This window comes from Desulfomicrobium aestuarii (genome assembly GCF_055385525.1).
On sequence record NZ_AP042427.1, the window covers coordinates 1,077,704 to 1,094,351 of the forward strand.

General features: G+C 66.6%; 15 protein-coding genes and 3 tRNA genes. 15 read left to right on the forward strand and 3 right to left on the reverse strand.

Going from position 1 to position 16,648, the window contains the following annotated elements:
• Positions 1 to 7 precede the first annotated feature (7 nt).
• From ACZ5AC_RS04980 to ACZ5AC_RS04995, 4 genes are read left to right on the forward strand one after another with little or no spacing between them, the layout of a single operon-like run.
• Positions 8 to 556, forward strand: coding sequence for a peroxiredoxin family protein (locus tag ACZ5AC_RS04980; protein ID WP_464249854.1), 549 nt, complete (start codon positions 8 to 10; stop codon positions 554 to 556).
• Between the two features lie 3 nt (positions 557 to 559).
• Positions 560 to 2,179, forward strand: a complete 1,620-nt coding sequence (locus tag ACZ5AC_RS04985) for a rhodanese-like domain-containing protein (protein WP_464249855.1) — start codon at positions 560 to 562, stop codon at positions 2,177 to 2,179.
• On the forward strand, positions 2,176 to 2,655 hold the full coding sequence (locus ACZ5AC_RS04990; protein WP_464249856.1) for a MauE/DoxX family redox-associated membrane protein: 480 nt from the start codon (positions 2,176 to 2,178) through the stop codon (positions 2,653 to 2,655). The genes ACZ5AC_RS04985 and ACZ5AC_RS04990 overlap by 4 nt, the downstream gene beginning before the upstream one ends.
• Complete coding sequence (locus tag ACZ5AC_RS04995; protein WP_464249857.1) at positions 2,655 to 2,963, forward strand: hypothetical protein; 309 nt, start codon at positions 2,655 to 2,657, stop codon at positions 2,961 to 2,963. The genes ACZ5AC_RS04990 and ACZ5AC_RS04995 overlap by 1 nt, the downstream gene beginning before the upstream one ends.
• A 25-nt stretch (positions 2,964 to 2,988) precedes the next feature.
• Here the strand turns inward: ACZ5AC_RS04995 and ACZ5AC_RS05000 are convergent, their stop codons facing one another.
• Positions 2,989 to 3,570 (reverse strand): molybdenum cofactor guanylyltransferase, encoded by a 582-nt coding sequence (locus ACZ5AC_RS05000; protein WP_464249858.1) that lies wholly within the window; start codon positions 3,568 to 3,570, stop codon positions 2,989 to 2,991.
• 277 nt (positions 3,571 to 3,847) lie between these two features.
• Positions 3,848 to 4,732 (reverse strand): formate dehydrogenase accessory protein FdhE, encoded by an 885-nt coding sequence (locus ACZ5AC_RS05005; protein ID WP_464249859.1) that lies wholly within the window; start codon positions 4,730 to 4,732, stop codon positions 3,848 to 3,850.
• A 157-nt stretch (positions 4,733 to 4,889) separates the two neighbouring features.
• On the opposite strand from ACZ5AC_RS05005, the gene ACZ5AC_RS05010 reads away from it, so the two are divergent.
• The 6 genes from ACZ5AC_RS05010 (at position 4,890) to ACZ5AC_RS05035 (ending at position 8,795) form a co-directional block, all read left to right on the forward strand.
• Positions 4,890 to 5,303 carry a winged helix-turn-helix domain-containing protein gene (locus tag ACZ5AC_RS05010; protein WP_464249860.1) on the forward strand — a complete coding sequence of 138 codons (414 nt, stop codon included), beginning with the start codon at positions 4,890 to 4,892 and terminating at the stop codon, positions 5,301 to 5,303.
• A 3-nt stretch (positions 5,304 to 5,306) separates the two neighbouring features.
• Positions 5,307 to 6,545, forward strand: a complete 1,239-nt coding sequence (locus ACZ5AC_RS05015; protein WP_464249861.1) for a molybdopterin molybdotransferase MoeA — start codon at positions 5,307 to 5,309, stop codon at positions 6,543 to 6,545.
• A 14-nt stretch (positions 6,546 to 6,559) separates the two neighbouring features.
• A complete protein-coding gene (locus ACZ5AC_RS05020; protein ID WP_464249862.1) occupies positions 6,560 to 8,494 on the forward strand; it encodes a molybdopterin biosynthesis protein in 1,935 nt (644 codons plus the stop codon).
• 58 nt (positions 8,495 to 8,552) lie between these two features.
• A tRNA-Gly gene (locus tag ACZ5AC_RS05025) sits at positions 8,553 to 8,628 on the forward strand.
• Between the two features lie 10 nt (positions 8,629 to 8,638).
• Positions 8,639 to 8,713 (forward strand) — tRNA-Cys (locus tag ACZ5AC_RS05030).
• Between the two features lie 7 nt (positions 8,714 to 8,720).
• Positions 8,721 to 8,795, forward strand: a tRNA-Gly gene (locus tag ACZ5AC_RS05035).
• 96 nt (positions 8,796 to 8,891) lie between these two features.
• Here ACZ5AC_RS05035 and ACZ5AC_RS05040 read toward each other — a convergent pair.
• Complete coding sequence (locus ACZ5AC_RS05040; protein ID WP_028578577.1) at positions 8,892 to 9,101, reverse strand: hypothetical protein; 210 nt, start codon at positions 9,099 to 9,101, stop codon at positions 8,892 to 8,894.
• Between the two features lie 331 nt (positions 9,102 to 9,432).
• Here ACZ5AC_RS05040 and mfd point away from each other — a divergent pair, with 331 nt between their 5' ends.
• The 5 genes from mfd to glyQ all read left to right on the forward strand — a co-directional run bounded on the left by mfd (position 9,433) and on the right by glyQ (position 16,629).
• On the forward strand, positions 9,433 to 12,897 hold the full coding sequence (gene mfd / locus ACZ5AC_RS05045) for a transcription-repair coupling factor (protein ID WP_464249863.1): 3,465 nt from the start codon (positions 9,433 to 9,435) through the stop codon (positions 12,895 to 12,897).
• Between the two features lie 152 nt (positions 12,898 to 13,049).
• Positions 13,050 to 13,970 carry a SurA N-terminal domain-containing protein gene (locus ACZ5AC_RS05050; RefSeq protein ID WP_464249864.1) on the forward strand — a complete coding sequence of 307 codons (921 nt, stop codon included), beginning with the start codon at positions 13,050 to 13,052 and terminating at the stop codon, positions 13,968 to 13,970.
• Positions 13,971 to 14,007: 37 nt separating this feature from the next.
• A complete protein-coding gene (locus tag ACZ5AC_RS05055; protein ID WP_464249865.1) occupies positions 14,008 to 14,949 on the forward strand; it encodes a helix-turn-helix domain-containing protein in 942 nt (313 codons plus the stop codon).
• Between the two features lie 33 nt (positions 14,950 to 14,982).
• Positions 14,983 to 15,726 carry a DNA repair protein RecO gene (recO, locus tag ACZ5AC_RS05060; protein WP_464249866.1) on the forward strand — a complete coding sequence of 248 codons (744 nt, stop codon included), beginning with the start codon at positions 14,983 to 14,985 and terminating at the stop codon, positions 15,724 to 15,726.
• Between the two features lie 33 nt (positions 15,727 to 15,759).
• Positions 15,760 to 16,629 (forward strand): glycine--tRNA ligase subunit alpha, encoded by an 870-nt coding sequence (gene glyQ, locus ACZ5AC_RS05065; protein ID WP_464249867.1) that lies wholly within the window; start codon positions 15,760 to 15,762, stop codon positions 16,627 to 16,629.
• Positions 16,630 to 16,648: the final 19 nt, after the last annotated feature.

Sequence of the window (16,648 nt, forward strand, 5' to 3'; positions counted from 1 at the left end):
AGGGAACATGACCGTCTTCATCCGCCTGATCTTCTGCCTGCTGCTGTCCCTGACGCCTGCCGCCGCACTGGCCGCCCCGCCGGAAGCCGGTCAGACCATGCCCGCCCTGACCCTGCCCGTGCCCCAGGACCAGGCCGGCCAGGAGATGCTCGGGGTGCAGGGCAAGACCTCCTTCTCCTTGGCCGACCTGCAGGCCGACCTCGTGTTCATCGAGGTCATCGGCGTCTATTGCCCCCAGTGCGTCAAGCAGTCGCCGGGCTTCAAGTCCCTTTTCAGCCGGCTGAACAAGGGCAAGACCAAGGACCGCGTGGCCATGTTCGCCCTGGCCGCCGGCGGGACCGACGCCGAGGTCCGGCAGCTGGCAGCCACGGGCCAGTACCTGTTCCCCATCGTCAGCGACCCGGACTACGCGGCGCACAAGGTGCTGGGCGAGCCCCTGACGCCCTTCACCATCGTCTGCCGGCCCGGCGGCGAGATTCTCTACACCCATCTGGGCATCGTCGAGGACGTCGACGCCCTCTACCAGCAGATCAAGGCCCTGCTCGACAAGGGGTAGGGCATGACAGGCGCTTCCCGGCCGGAAGGCGACATTGACCGCGCCAGGTACCAGTTCAGGATCCTCTCCGACACGGCCGCGGAGCTGAGCGGGGTCAGGTATCCGCACAAGATTCTGGAAACCTTCGCGCTCTCGGCCCAGGGCGGGGTCGGGGCGCGAGGCTCCTTCGCGGCCATCCTCGGAGCGGGCGGGTTCGAGCTTCTGGCCCACTCCAGCCTTTCCAAAAATCTCACCCCCGAATACGCGGCGGTGCTGCGCAGCCATCTCGACGCCCTGGAAGGTGAGCGCAACGCGCCGTATTTCGTGCCTTCGCTGCAGGGCGAGCTCTGCCCCGGGCGCTGCGAACTGCTGCTGGTCTGCCCCCTGGACGAAGGCAAGGACGGCGTCCTGGGCCTGGAGGCAAACCTGGCCGGGCGGACATACGACGAGAACGACCGCCAGCTCGTGGCCAGCCTGGGCACCCTATTCCAGACCAGCCTGCGCTTCTCCCTCTTCGCCGCCCGCGTCGAACTGCTCAACGCCGAACTGACCAAGCGCAACGACACCCTCGACCGCCAGATCTTCCACCTGAGCGCCCTGCGCGAACTCTCCCGGGAGATCATCCGCGTGGACATGGCCGAGGTCATGGATTCCCTGCTGCTGACCATCCTCGGCCACTTCGTCCGGCCCCGGGGGGTTCTGATCCTCCATGACCGGGGGACGGGCGCCACCCTGACGAGCGCCAAAGGCGGGGGAGAGCCGCCCAGCCTGACCGGGGCGGAGGTCGATCGTCTCTTCTTCCTCTGCCTGGCCGGGGCCCGCGAGAAGCACCTCGAACCCCTTCGGGCCGAGCCCGTGGAACGGCTCGAAGCAGTGTCGGAACTGCCCCTCGGCTTTGCGCCGGACCGCGCCTTCATCTTCATGCTGCGCGAAAACCTCTACGGCCTCCTGCTGCTGGGGCGAAGCCTCGACCCGGCGACGGAAGCAGAGGACGAGCTGCTGCAGGCCTTCGTGTCCCAGGGCGTCATGCATCTCAAGAACGCCGATTCCTTCGCCACCATCAGCGCCCTGAACGAGGACCTGGCCCGCCAGAACGAGGAACTGCGCGCCACCATCGCCGAACTGACCCGCGCCCGGGACCGCATCAGCGTGCTCGAGGCCGCCGGCCGGCGCATCGCCGCGGTGGTTCACAGCAAGGCCCAAAGTCTCGAACGCGTCCGGGCCGTCGATTTTCTGCTCATCCTGCTGCTGAGCCTCGGCCTGTCCCTGGCCTTCAACACGCAGAACCCCCGCGGCATCCCGCTGGTCGAGCCTCCCGGAGTCGAGGTCGAATCCATCTCCAGGGACAGGGCCCTGGCCCTCGTGGCTGCCGAGGACGCCCTTCTGGTGGACGCGCGGCCGCGCGAGTTCTTCGAGCGGGAAACCGCTCCCGGTGCCGTCAACGTCCCGGCGCAGCTCTTCGATCTGGTCTACATGATGCAGATGGCGTCCGAGGACCCGGAGCGCCCCATCGTGGTCTTCGGGCGCAGCGTCAGCCGGCGTTACGACCTCATGGTCGCCCGCAGGTTCCTGGGCCGCGATCACGAACGGGTCTATATCGTCACGGACGTCCGGCCCCGCGACCTGCACGGAGGGACGCAATGAACCGGCGCATCCTGAACCTGCTGACCCACCCCGGACTGGCCCTGGTCCTGCGTCTCTACCTGGCGGGGGTCTTCATCTACGCCAGCCTGCACAAGATCAACTTTCCGGCGGAGTTCGCCGACAACATCGCCGGCTATCTCATCGTGCCGCACTGGCTGCTCAACCCGCTGGCCGTGTTCATGCCGTGGCTCGAACTCATCAGCGGGCTCTTCCTGCTGGCCGGGGTGCGGGTGCGGGCCGCGAGCCTTATCATCTCCGGCATGCTGGCCATGTTCACCGTGGCCGTGATCGTGGCCCTGCTCCAGGACACGCCCATCAACTGCGGCTGTTTCCAGAGCGTGGGCGAGGCCATTTCCTGGTGGACGGTGCTGCGTGATCTCGTCTGGCTCGGCATGTCTGCCCACGTCTACCTTTTCGACCGGCTGGTGCACATGGACCGCCTGTTCATGGTCAAACCAGAGGAGCTTGGACTGTGATGAAGAAGATTGTGTGGCTGATGCTCGCGCTGTGCCTGGCCTGTTCGAACCGGACGGAGCTCGCCGGCCGCTACGAGGCCCTGCATCACGGGCCCGGAGGCGAGATCGCCGCGGTCATGACCCTGGCCGAGGACGGGAGCGGGAAATGGGAGATCGAAGGCGAGGTGCTGCCTTTTTCCTGGTCGATGGAGCCCGGCGGCCTGCGGGTGCACACCCGCGACGGGGCCGTGGTCGTGGGGCTCATGGAGGGCGGCGACGTGCGCCTCGACGTGCCGGGTGTGGGAAAGCTCCTCTTCAGGCGGCGCTGACAGGCCGCCGTTTCGGGGCGGCCCGCTAGGGGCGGTCCGGAGAGGTTTGCAGGAGCCGCAGGTCGTCGGGATAGTTGACGTTGAAGAAGAATCGTCTTTCCTCTTCCGTATAGCTCACACAGTGGCGATGTTCGGCCGGGATGAGCCGGCCGAGCTTGTAGAGCCCCTGGCGCACCCCCGCCTCCAGGAGCGGCAGGGCCTCCGGTTCGTAGATGGCGACGAGATTCTCGAAAAAGTCCGAGTCCATGAGGCGCCAGGCCGTGACGAGAGCCCCCGCGGGGCGCGCCTCCCGGGCTTCCAGCAGGCGGGTGATGAAACTGTCCTCCATGAAGGGCAGGTCGCAGGCCAGGGCGAAGACCGGGCCGCCCAGCTTTTTGAGGGCCGTCATGATCCCGCCGGCCGGACCGATGCGTTCCGTCTCGTCGACGATGACGGGCCACGGCACCGGGACCCGCTCCGGGTGCCGGCAGGAGATGTAGACCTCCGGCATGTGCCGCCTCAGCAGTTCCGCCGAACGCACCAGCAGGGTTCTCCCTTCGTGGACCACATGGGTCTTGTCCTGTCCGAGCCGGGAGGACTGCCCCCCGGCGAGCACCAATCCGTACATGGCCTTCCTTGTGTGCCGCGCTCCCGGGCGGGATGGCGCGGTGTTGCGGTTCGCAAGAGTAAAAGCGCGTGAAGATAAGGCATGGATTCCCGCGAAGGTGGGAATCCATGCCTTTCATGCCGCTTCGTCATGCAGAAAACGAAGATGGATTGCCGCGTCGAAGACTCCTCGCAATGACGTTTGCGACAGGTCTCCATTGCGAACCATTCAACGCGCGGCACCCCGTGTTCCGCTTCTGTTCATGAACGAAGTCTTTGCAACGGGACATCTGGAGGCTCTAGAACCCCCAGGCCGAGAGGGTGGGGCGCTTGTACTTCTTGTCCCTGGCCACGACGTCCAGGGGCAGGGACTCCAGATCGTCCAGGAGGGGCAGGGCGCGGCGGTCCAGGTTCCGGAAGTCCGTCTGCTTGATGTACATCTTGCAGCTCTTGCAGGCGTTGATGCGCACCCCGGGCTCTTCCTTTGCCTCGTAGTATTCGAGCTTGGCCATGTCCTTTTCCAGACAGAACGGACACTGCAGGCGCACGGCATGGTATTCGACGTGGCAGAAGCCGCAGATGTTGTAGCGGAACCCTTCCTTTTCCCGCAGGTCGGACATGATGGGCATGCTTCCGCACACGGGACAGTGGCCGTGGGGCCATGACTTGGTCAGGTCGGTCCTGGCGGCCAGATTCAGCGCGGCGCGTTCCAGGGAGGGGGTCATGGCCGCCTGCACGAGCATGGGCAGGGCGCGCGGGGCGGAAGGCGTTTCCTTGGCCCAGCCGGAGAACCAGGCTTCGTCGCCGTTCAGGTGGGCCTGCATGGCGGCGTCGAGGTCCAGCCTGCCGTCCTCGACGGCCTTGGAGATGATCGCGGCCGCCTCGGCCAGTGCCGGGATGCTCGACGGGAGGTACCCCAGGAATTCGTGAAAGAGCGCCACTGCCTGGTCGCGGTCGAAGGGGAAGCGGCTGCGTTCCACCAGAGGGGCCCCCTGGGACTGCTGCAGGGCGTCCGCGACGTCCATGGCTTCGGCGGCAGGCACGTTGGCCTGGTCGCGGGATTCGAGCTGGCGCGTATAGATCTTTTCGACCAGGTCGAGCAGTTCCGTGGGCAGAAATCCGCGAGTCCTGCAGGCGGCGATCTTTTTGACGAGCAATTCCTGTGCTTTCCGGGCTTCGAGCATGAGCGGTCTCCGTTGATGAAGGGTGAGGAACGGGTCCGTTCGTATCGTGTCTGACGACACATCACAATGCTTGTTTTACGTCCTGCTTTGCATTAGGGAATTATCCGTTGAATTTCCGACACTTTATCCAAACGAGGCGAGAGCCGAGGGAGGGAACATGACCGATTCCGCGGCGAACGAACCCCTGACCATGCGTCTGCATCTCTGGTTCGAGCGTGACGAGAAGATTTTTCTGGGCATCGGACGGGCACTGCTGCTGGAGAAGATCGAGGAGTACGGGTCCCTGCGGCAGGCTGCCACGGAGATGAAGATGTCCTACCGGGCGGCGTGGGGCAAGCTCAAGGCCGCCGAGGAGAGCATCGGCAAGCCCCTGGTGCAGAAGGTCAAGGGCAAGGGGCAACGCTACGAGCTGACCCCTGTCGGACGCCAGCTGGCCAGGCAGTTCATGCAGCTGCAGCACGACGTCGAGACCTACGCCAGGTCCAAGGCCCGGGAACTTTTCGGGGACAACGTGCAGTACTACGCCGACGCCTACCCCGATCACACGCTTTCGTCCCTCAAGGCGGAGTAGGTCATGGATCACGGTTTCTTCCGGGTCATCACTCCGGCCCGGTTCTGCGAGCTGCTGTCCGCCTTCCCGGCCGTCGGCAGCGAGGACGTCTCCTTGGACGACTGTCTGGACAGGGTGCCGGCGGCCGACGTCCCTGCCGGTGAAAACATCCCGGCCGTGGACCGCTCCTGCATGGACGGCTACGCCGTGCGCGCCGCCGAAACCTTCGGCGCCAGCGAAGGCAACCCCGGCTACCTGGAGCTGATGCGCAGCGCGGCCATCGACGAGATCGTCAGCCATCCTCTGGGTGCGGGCGAGTGCATGGGCATCGCCACGGGCGGCACGCTGCCTCCCGGCGCCGACGCCGTGGTCATGGTCGAGCACACCCAGATGCTGGGCGAGACCACTGTCGAAATCCGCAAGACCGTGACCCCGGGCGAAAACGTCATGCTCGCGGGCGAGGACGTGGCCGTCGGCGACGTGGCCCTGCCCGCCGGGCGGCGGCTTCGCCCCCAGGACGTGGGCCTGCTGGCCGCCCTGGGCCGGACCTCCGTGCGCGTCTTTCGCCGGCCGAGCTGCGGCATCGTCTCCACGGGCGACGAGCTTGTACCCGTGGACGCCGCGCCGCGTCCCGGCCAGGTGCGCGACGTCAACTCCCATACCCTGGCCTGCCTGGCCCGCCAGGCAGGGGCCCTGGCCCGCAACCACGGCCTGGTCCCGGACGTGCGCGAGGACCTGCGGCGGGCCCTGGCCGAGAGCCTGGCCGAGAACGACGCGGTCTTCATCTCTGGCGGCAGCTCCATCGGCACGCGCGACCTGACCATCGAGGTCATCGAATCCTTCGAGGACGCCGAAATACTGGCCCACGGCGTGTCCATAAGCCCCGGCAAGCCGACCATCCTGGCCCGCGTCGGGGGCAAGCCGGTCTTGGGCCTGCCGGGTCAGGTGACTTCGGCCCAGGTTGTCATGCTCGTCTTCGGGCAGCCCCTGCTGCGTCACCTGGGCGGGGAGAAGGGGGCCTTCGACCCGTCGGGCCGGGTCATGCGCCGGGCCGTGCTCGGTGCCAACCTGTCCTCCAAGCCCGGCCGGGAGGACTATGTCCGCGTCAGGCTCGAGGACCGCGACGGCAGCCTCACGGCCATGCCGCGCCTGGGCAAGTCGGGACTGCTGCGCACCATGCTCGACGCCGACGGCCTGTTGCGTCTCGACGCGTCCCTGGAGGGCCTGACGGCCGGACGGGACGTGGACGTCTGGATTTTCTAACCACGGCGGGATTCATGAAACAGCGAAACATCTATCTGAAGACGGTGCCGGTGGCCGAAGCCGTGACCCTGGCCATGGCAGCCCTGGACCGGGAGACCCTTGTCCGCACCGAGACCGTGCCTTCGCACCAGGCCTGCGGCCGGGTCACGTCGGCACCCGTGTACGCGGTGTGCTCCTCCCCGACTTTCCACAGCGCGGCCATGGACGGCTACGCCGTGAGGGCTGAGTCCACCTTCACGGCCCGCGAAGGCCGCCCCGTGCGGCTGGCCAAGGGCAGCGACTGCGTGGCCGTGAACACGGGCCACCCGCTGCCTGAGGGCATGGACGGGGTGCTCATGATCGAGAAGGTCGTGCGCGAGGACGACGGGGCCATCGAGATAGAGACTCCGGTCTTCCCCATGCAGCACGTGCGCCGGATCGGAGAGGACATCGTGGCCACGGAACTGCTGCTGCCCCAGAACCGGACGCTCTCCCCCTACGACGTGGGGGGCCTGTTGAGCGCGGGCATCTGGGAGGTGCCGGTCTGGGAGCGGCTGCGCATGGATTTCATCCCCACGGGCGACGAGGTCCTCGACTTCACCCTGCGCCCGTCGCCGAAGTCCGGCCAGGTCATTGAGAGCAATTCCCAGGTCTTCGCCGGCCTGGCCGCAGCCCAGGGTTGCCTGTTCACCCGCGTGAACCCGGTGCCCGACAACGAGGAGGCCCTGACCGCGGCCGTCCTGGCCGCCGTGGACGGACCGGCCCACGTCGTGGTCGTCGGGGCGGGGTCCTCGGCCGGGTCCAAGGATTTTTCGCGTTCCATCATCGCCGGGCTCGGGCAAGTCCTGGTCCACGGCATCGACGTCATGCCCGGCAAGCCGTCCATCCTGGGCGTCGTCAAGGGCAAGCTCGTGGTCGGCGCGCCCGGCTACCCGGTCTCGGCCGTGGTCTGTTTCGAGGAACTGCTCATTCCGCTCTTGTCCTGGCTGTCCCGCAGGACCGTGCCGGCGCGCCCCGTCGTGGAGGCGGAACTGTCGCGCAAGGTGCCCTCCAAGCTCGGCACCGAGGAACTGGTCCGTCTGGCCATCGGCCGGGTGGGGGAGAAGTACGTGGCCACGCCCCTGGGCCGCGGCGCTGGCATGCTGACGACCCTCATCCGCGCCCAGGGCGTGACGCGCATCCCTACGGACTCCGAAGGGACCGAGGCCGGGAGCCAGATCCGGGCCGAGCTTCTCGTGCCCGAGGCCGAGCTGGACCAGACCCTCGTGGTCGTCGGCAGCCACGACAACATCGTCGACGTCCTGGGCAACGAGCTCATGGGCCTGTCCAGGCCGGTGCGCATCTCCTCCAGCCACGTCGGCTCCATGGGCGGCCTCACGGCCCTGAAGAACCGCTCGGCCCTTATGGCCGGGACGCACCTTTTCGATGAAGGGAGCGGGGATTTTAATTTCCCCTTCTTCCGCAAGTACCTGCCGGGCCTGGACGTGTCGTGCGTCAACCTGGCCATCCGCCACCAGGGCCTCATCGTGGCCAGGGGCAACCCTCTGGGCATCCGGGGAGTGCAGGACCTGGCCAGGCCGGACGTGCGCTTCATCAACCGCCAGCGCGGGGCCGGCACGCGCATCCTCCTGGATTACCACCTGAAACAGGCCGGCATCGACCCGCGCCAGGTGCAGGGCTACGACAAGGAGGAGTTCACGCACATGGCCGTTGCCGTCAACGTCCTGACCGGCACGGCGTCCTGCGGCCTGGGCATCTACGCCGCGGCCAAGGCCCTGGGCCTGGATTTCGTGCCCCTGGCCCGCGAGCGCTACGATCTGGCCTTCCTGCCGGAGCTGGCCGACTGGAAGACCGAGACGGTCCTTGAACTGATCCGCTCCGAGGCCTTCAAGGCCCGCATCTCGGCCCTGGGCGGGTACGAAACGACGCTTACGGGACGCATCATGGAGCCGGGCCTGGGTTTGGGCTAACTCCTTATTTTTGCTTGACGGTACTGCGCACCGTGCAGTAGCTGCATTGACCTCGCGGGCGGGAGTAGCTCAATGGCTAGAGCATCAGCCTTCCAAGCTGAGGGTTGCGGGTTCGAGTCCCGTTTCCCGCTCCACGAGAAAGACGGCGGCATAGCCAAGTGGTAAGGCAGAGGTCTGCAAAACCTCCATTCTCCAGTTCAAATCTGGATGCCGCCTCCATAGACCAGCGGGAGTAACTCAGTGGTAGAGTGCAACCTTGCCAAGGTTGAAGTCGCGAGTTCAAATCTCGTTTCCCGCTCCAGACGACAAAGGCCGGTTTTTCCGGCCTTTTTTTGCGCCCTCGGGAGCCTTTGGACAGAAAAAAGGCTCCCCGTGGGGAGCCTTGCGTGCGGTGGTGTCAGATGCGGCCCATGGAGTGTCGCAGCCTGAGCTCGTTCAGGATGGCGTTTTCGTAGTGGGCCGAGGGCGGGCACTCGTGTTCGGGGGTTTCGAGGTACTTGTCGAGCATCTGGCTTTCTTCCCAAAAATCGAGCAATTCGTCGTTGCCGAGGATCTTGAGCTGGTCTTCCAGGGTGAAGGGATCCTCATTGGGAAGGAATCGTGCCATCGAGTATGCTCCTTGGACAGGGTTACGGGCGCCGCAAGCCTTGTTCCTTACCCGTACCTACCTAGGCTGTCCACATCCTTTTTCAGGATGTCCAGAGGCGTGACGGAGAGCAGGACGGGTCCGCGCAATCCTGTCCCGGCGTTGGAGGAGACAGGGCGTTCGTCGCGGGATATTTCCCCGTGCGAGCTTGACCTGAGCCGTCTTTTGGGCAACGTAGTTGTGTCGCAGGTTGGGCGCTGCCCGGCCGCGAGTCGCCGAAATCCGATACGCAAGCCGCCTCCCGACGGGGGGGCGGCCTTTCCCCGTTCCTCCAACCCGTGACCGGTACCGCGTGTTCATTCCCCCAGCCCTGCAGAAGCTCGTCTCCGGCGCCGACCGCCAGCAGCGGATTTTCAAGAGCGGCCCCGCGGCCCAGATGTATCTGGCCCACGCCTTCATGGAGCGCGGCCAGAACGTCGTGCTGGTTCTGCCGCCAAGCGCGGACATGCCCCTGTACGCCTCCCTGGCGCGCCTCATGTCGCCCGGCGATCAGGAACGGAATTTCTGGGAGCGCCGCTGGCTGCGCTTTCCGCACTACAACGTCGAGGACCCGCGCCGTTCACCCTGGCCCGACCGCTGGCGCGCCCTCTTCGCCCTGGCCCACAAGGGCAAGGGCAGAGGGGTTCTCCTGCCCCTGGAGAACCTGATCCAGAAATGGCCCCATCCGGACCTGCTGCAGCGTGAGCATCTTTCCGTGGCGCAGGGTGACGAGATCGACCAGGACGACCTCCTCGAAACCCTGGTCAACTGGGGGTACACCCGGGTGTCCATGGTCACGGCAATGGGCGAGGCGTCCTTGCGCGGCGACATCATGGATATCTTCTGCCCGGGCTACGAGCACCCCGTGCGCCTGGAATTCTTCGGCGACGCCCTGGAGCGCATCCGCCTCTTCGAGCCCATGACCCAGCGTTCCCGGGCCGAGCTCAAGTCGGCCGTCATCCTGCCCGTGGCCGGGTGCATCGGGGCCGAAACCTACCGCGAGGCCGCCCGGGGCATGTTCGATGGCTGGATGCGCCTGGGCGAGATCTCCAAGGGCACGCGGGCGGATCTTGAAAAGGAGCTGCTGCAGCCCCACCCGCACCTGCCCCCGAGCATGTACTACCCCGACACCGTGGGCCTTGAGTCCTGGCTGCCCGAGGGGAGCGTCTTTCTCATGGCCGAGGCCCAGGACCTGCGCACCAAGCTGGAGGAGACGAGTTGGGCCTGGCAGAACCATTTCCGCGACGACGAGCGCCTGTGGCCCCGGCACGGCCTGATCCAGACCCCCGGCGACGTGCGCCGGATCTGGGAGCAGGGCCGGCAGATTCTCTGCGAGAGCCTGGTCATGGGCGTCAGGGAGGAGGGCACGGACCTGCCCGAGGAGGCGGTCAACGCCTTCGAGGACCTGTTCTGGACCCCCGAGAGCCGCAACCGCCCCTGGCGGGCCCTGATGCAGGAACTCGACGCCTGGCGGCGCGAGTGGCGCCAGACCCTGCTGTGCTTCCATTCCGAGCAGTCCCGCCGCAAGTTCATGCAGCTCGCGGCCCAGGACGACCAGGTCTTCAAGACGGCCTACGCGCCCGGCGAGTCGGGCATCTTCGCCCTGGTGGGCTCCCTGGGCCACGGCATGCGCCTGCCCTGGGCCGGCATGCAGCTCCTGCCCGAGTCCGTGCTCCAGCCCGGGGCGCCCAAGGCCCAGCGCGCCGCCAGCAAGGCCTTCAAGGGGCTCGACGCCTTCGACGAACTGGAGCAGGGCGACCTCCTCGTGCACCGCGACTACGGCCTGTGCCGTTTCGGCGGCCTGCAGCGCATCAAGTTCGGCGACGTGGCCAACGACTACCTCCTGCTGCAGTACGACGGCGAGGACAGGCTCTACCTGCCTGTGGACCGCCTCGGCCAGGTCCAGCGCTACAAGGGGCCCGACGGCGCGGCCCCGGCCCTGGACCGCCTGGGCGGCACGGCCTGGTCCAAGGCCCGCGAGCGCACGCGGCAGTCCATCGCCAAGATCGCCCGCGACCTGGTGGAGATGTACGCCTTCCGCAAGATCGCCAAGGGCTACCGCTACAAGCCCGTCTCGGAGCTGTACTGGGAGTTCGAGGCCAGCTTCGGCTTCGAGGAGACGCGCGACCAGGAGAAGGCCATCGCCGACGTGCTGGCCGACATGGAGAAGCCCGAGCCCATGGACCGCCTGGTCTGCGGCGACGTGGGCTTCGGCAAGACCGAGGTGGCCCTGCGCGCGGCCTTCCGCGCCGTCCTGGACGGCAAGCAGGTGGCCCTGCTGTGTCCGACCACGGTCCTGGCCGAGCAGCACTACCAGACCTTCCGCCAGCGCATGGAACCCTTTTCCATCAACGTCGGGCTCCTCAGCCGCTTCGTCCCGGCGGCGGGGCAGAAGCGGGTCCTCGAAGCCGCCAGGCGCGGCCAGGTGGACGTGCTCATCGGCACCCACCGCATGCTTTCCAAGGACGTGGAGTTCGCCAACCTGGCGCTCATGATCCTCGACGAGGAGCAGCGCTTCGGCGTCAAGCACAAGGAGCGCCTGAAGAAGATGCGCTCGACCATCGACGTGCTGACGCTGACGGCCACGCCCATCCCGCGCACCCTGCAGCTGTCCCTGTCCGGCATCCGGGGCCTGAGCGTCATCGAGACCCCGCCCCGCGACCGAAAGCCCGTCGAAACCTCCCTCATGGAGCGCGACCCCGAGCAGCTTCGGGCCATTCTGGAGCGCGAACTGGCCCGCGGCGGGCAGGTCTTCTGGGTCTACAACCGCGTGCAGGGCCTGGAGCGGGTGGCGGAGTTCGTCTCCTCCCTGGTGCCCGGGGCGCGGGTCGGCATGGGCCACGGCCAGATGAAGGCCCACGACCTCGAGGAGACCATGCACAAGTTCTGGCACGGCGAACTCGACGTCCTGGTCTGCACGGCCATCGTCGAGTCGGGGCTGGATTTCCCGCGGGCCAACACCCTCATCGTCGACCAGGCCCAGCTCTTCGGCCTGGGCCAGCTCTACCAGCTGCGCGGCCGGGTGGGGCGCTCCAGCGAGCAGGCCTACGCCTATTTCATCATTCCCGACCTGGACCGCCTGCAGGAGACGTCGCGCAAGCGCCTGAAGATCATCCTCGACATGGACTACCTCGGCGCCGGCTTCAAGGTGGCCATGGAGGACCTGCGCCTGCGCGGGGCCGGCAACATCCTTGGCGAGGCCCAATCCGGCACCATCGGCAAGGTCGGCCTGGACCTGTTCCTCGAAATGCTCGAGGAGGAGGTCACGCGGCTCAGGGGCGGCAAGGTCGAGACCGAGATCGAGCCGGAGCTCAACCTGGGCTTCCAGGCCCTCATCCCCGAGGAGTACGTGTCGGACCCCAAGGAGCGCCTGCACTACTACAAGGCCCTGTCGTCCTGCCGCGACGAGGGGGAGATCGCCGAGATCGTGGACGACATGCGCGACCGCTTCGGTTCCCTGCCCGACGCCCTGAAGACCTTCGTGGCCGTGCTCATGATCAAGATCGACGCGCGCAGACTCGGCGCCGTGCGCATGGACCTCTTCGAGGACCGGGCCCTGGTGCACTGGGACGAGACGCGCCACAACCTCGACCCGGTCCGCCTCATGGCCTGGGTGGGGGAGAACGCCGCTGCGGCCAGGATCCTTCCGCCGGCCAAGCTGGAGCTGCGCATGCCGGGGCACGTTACCGTCACGGCGGCCATGCAGGCCCTCAAGGATATGCTCCTGGGCCTGCGGGACAGGGTGCGGGCCGACGCCGCGGAGGCGGGACAAGATTGAACTGGACTCGGCCTGCGCTCAAGGTTAGTACCGTGAACGCGTTTGACGTTCGCGCGTCCTGGCCCCGCGTTCTTTTCGAGACGCCGTTTCGGCCGTTCGCGCACGTCGAAGATCCCCCTTTCAGCGACATATTCAAAGGATAAGAACTTCCGATGATCAAAAAATCGTGTTTCCGTGTTCTTCTGGTCATGTCTCTTCTGCTCGTAGCCATGGGCCAGGCGCAGGGCGCGCAGGTTCTGGACCGCATCGTCGCCGTGGTCAACGGCGAGATCATCACCTACGTCGACCTGCAGCAGCAGATCCGCCTCATCGCCGGCCAGACGCCGCCGGCCGAGGAGGCCGCCAAGATCGCCCCGCAGGTGCTCGACGGCATGATCGACGACATTATCGTGCGCCAGGAGGCGGCCAGGCTCAAGGTCGAGGTCTCCGACTCGGAGGTCGAGAACGAGATGCGGCAGTTCAAGGCCCGGCACCGCATGACCGAGGACGACTTCCAGCGTTCCCTGCGCCTGCAGGGGCTGACGGTGGAGCAATTCAAGGAGCGCAGCCGTCAGGACATCGTCAAGCACCAGATCATCAACTACATGGTCAGGCGCAAAGTGGTGGTCACGCAGGAAGAGATCGACGCCTACAAGGAGCGCAACAGCGCCGAACTGTCCACGGAACGCACCGTGGACCTGCAGATCCTGGCCGTGATGGACTCGGCCCAGGCCGAGGAGCTCTGGACCAGGATCGGTTCGGGCGAAGTCGGGTTCGCCGAGGCAGTGGACAGGTATTCCGTCGGCCCCAAGGCCGATGACGGCGTCATGGCCGGGGTGCGCTGGCGCGATCTGGCCGAGCCCTGGAGGCATGCCCTGCGGGACCTTGCCGTTGGCGACATGAGCCGTCCCGAGCTGATTCAGGAGCGTTGGGTCATCCTCAAGCTGCTTGACCGCAAGGACGAGGCGCGTCAGGAGCAGGGCGCCGTCGATGAGGAGGTGCGCGAGGCCATCCTGCGTCCCAAGCTCGAAGAGCGTTTCAAGGAATACATGGCCGGGCTGCGCGCCAAGGCCGTGATCGAAAAGCGGCTCTAGGCCCCTTTTTCCAATCCACGATGGAGTGACGCGGAATATGGATCTGATCGAAATCGGAACGTTGCTGCGCGAGACACGGGAGCGAAAAGGGCTGAGCATCGAAGCGGTCGAGGAAAGGACCAAGATCGCTCCCTCGGTCATTTCCGCCCTCGAAGAGGGCAACCGTGAAAGATTTCCCCACCCGGTCTACGCCAGGGGCTTCGTGCGGAGCTACGCCCTTCTGCTCGGCCTCGATGCGCAGGACCTCTGCGCGCATTTCAGCCGCGAGTACCCCGTGCCCACGGAAGCGGACCACCCCGAGCACCATGCGCCCAGGATCAAGGTCCGGACCCACGATGCGGACCATGTGAACACCATCGTGCGCGTGGTCGCCATTGTCGGCATCCTGGCCCTGGGGGCGCTTGGCTGGTACGTTTTCGACGTCTACCGTTCGCGCCAGGCCCAAGCTCCCGCGCCGGCCGTGCAGGAGCCCGCGCCCGCACCGGCGCCCCAGTCCCAGACCCTGCCGCCCGAGAATGTGCCTGCGCCCCTGACGCAAATGCAGGAGGTCGCCGCCGAGCCGCAACTCCCGGCTGGAGCCGAGGAAGGGCAGAACGCCACGCCCGCCGCCGAAGTCGCCGCCAACGCCTCTGCCGCGCCTGCCGTCGGACAGGAGCCGGCCCCGGCGGTTGCGAACCGGACCGACGTGTCCGTCGCCACCCCGGCGGCGACCCGGGAGCAGGCCCCGAGCGCTCCGGCGGCAGCAGGCGGCGAGCGGACGCTGCGCATCAGCGCGCATTCGGCCAGCTGGCTGCAGGCCCGGCCCGACGACAAGGTCGTGGACTATTTTCTGCGCAAGGGGGAGTCGGCGACAATCACCTTCCACGACTCCCTGAGCATCAAGTTCGGCAACGCCGGCGGTGTCGCCCTCGAACTCGACGGCAAACCCTACCCCTTCGAGGCCAAGCTCGGCGAGGTCAGGACGCTGGTCGTGCAGTAGGCCGGCGCCCGAGGCGTCGGCGAGGATCGGAGCGTGGAATTTTCCGAACAGGTTCTGGTGCTGCGGGTGGGCACGTTTCGAGAAGCGGACTGCTGGGTCCGTTTTTTTTCACCCACCCACGGCCTGCTGACGGGCTTCGCCTTCGGCGGCCATCGCAGCCGCCGGCGCTTCTGCGGCTGCCTGGACCAACTGAGCGTGGTTCATTTCCGGGTCAGCCGCGGCCGCCAGGAGTATTACTGCCTGGAGGAGGGGACCCTCATCAACGGCTTCCCGACCCTCAAGCGGGACTTGAAGAAGCTGGGGATGATCAGCAACTGCGTACGCTTCTTTGAATCCCTGTCCTTCGCCCCGGACGGGTACTCGCCGGCCTACTCCCTGTTGCTGGAGACCCTTGAGGCCCTGGACCGGGAAGAGCCGGGCTCGTGGTTCATCCCGCTGCTGTTCCGGGCCAAGATGGCCTTCGCCCAGGGGTACCAGCCGGACCTGCGGAGCTGCCGCGAGTGCGGCGGGCCCCTGAACGCCCATCACCGCTCGGTCTTCGCCGTGCAGGAGGGCGGGCTCTACTGCCTGCGCTGCCCCTCGGGGGGCGGCGCCAAGATTTCCACCTCCCGCGAGACCCTGGGCCTGCTGGACCATCTGGCCCGCACGGGACCCAAGGAATGGGCCGGCCTCATGCCGCCGGCCAGGGTGCGGGAGGAATGCGCCCACCTCGTGGACGCCTTTGTCCAATGCCATCTGGGCCTGACCTGCGAGGGCAACCGCTTCGTGCGGTGCTGACGCGGCCGGGCATATCGTTCTAAGGAGCTTCGCATGAATTTTCAGGACGTCATCAGCAACCTGCAGCGTTTCTGGGCCGAACAGGGCTGCGTGCTGCAGTTCCCATACGACATGGAGGTCGGGGCCGGGACCTTCAACCCGTCGACCTTCCTGCGGGTCCTGGGCCCCGAGCCATGGAAGGTGGCCTACCCCGAGTCCACCCGCCGCCCCACGGACGGCCGCTACGGCGAGAACCCCAACCGTCTGCAGCACTATTTCCAGTTCCAGGTCATCCTGAAGCCTTCCCCGGCCAACGTGCTGGAACTGTACCTGGACAGCCTCGGTGTGCTCGGCATCGACAAGCACGTCCACGACATCCGCTTCGTCGAGGACGACTGGGAGAGCCCGACGCTGGGCGCCTGGGGCCTTGGCTGGGAAGTGTGGCTCAACGGCATGGAGGTCACGCAGTTCACGTACTTCCAGCAGGTCGGGGGCATCAACCTGGAGCCCGTCAGCTGCGAGATCACCTACGGCGTGGAGCGGCTGTGCATGTACCTGCAGGAGAAGGAGTCGGTCTACGACCTGGCCTGGAACGACCACGTGACCTACGGGCAGGTCTACCACCAGGCCGAGGTGGAGCACTCCAAGTACAATTTCGACCACTCGGACCAGGACATGCTGCTGGGCTTCTTCAACGCCTGCGAGGCCGAATCCCGCAAGCTCTGCGAGGCCGGGCTGCCCTGGCCGGCCTACGACTTCTGCCTGAAGTGCTCCCACACCTTCAACCTGCTGGACGCCCGCGGGGCCATCTCCATCACCGAGCGGGCCAAGTACATCGCACGGGTCCGGGCTCTGGCCTCGGCCGTGGCCAGGTTGTACGTCGAACAGCGCGAGGCCATGGGGCATCCGCTTCTGAAATCCTGACCTTCCCCTTCACGGGTTC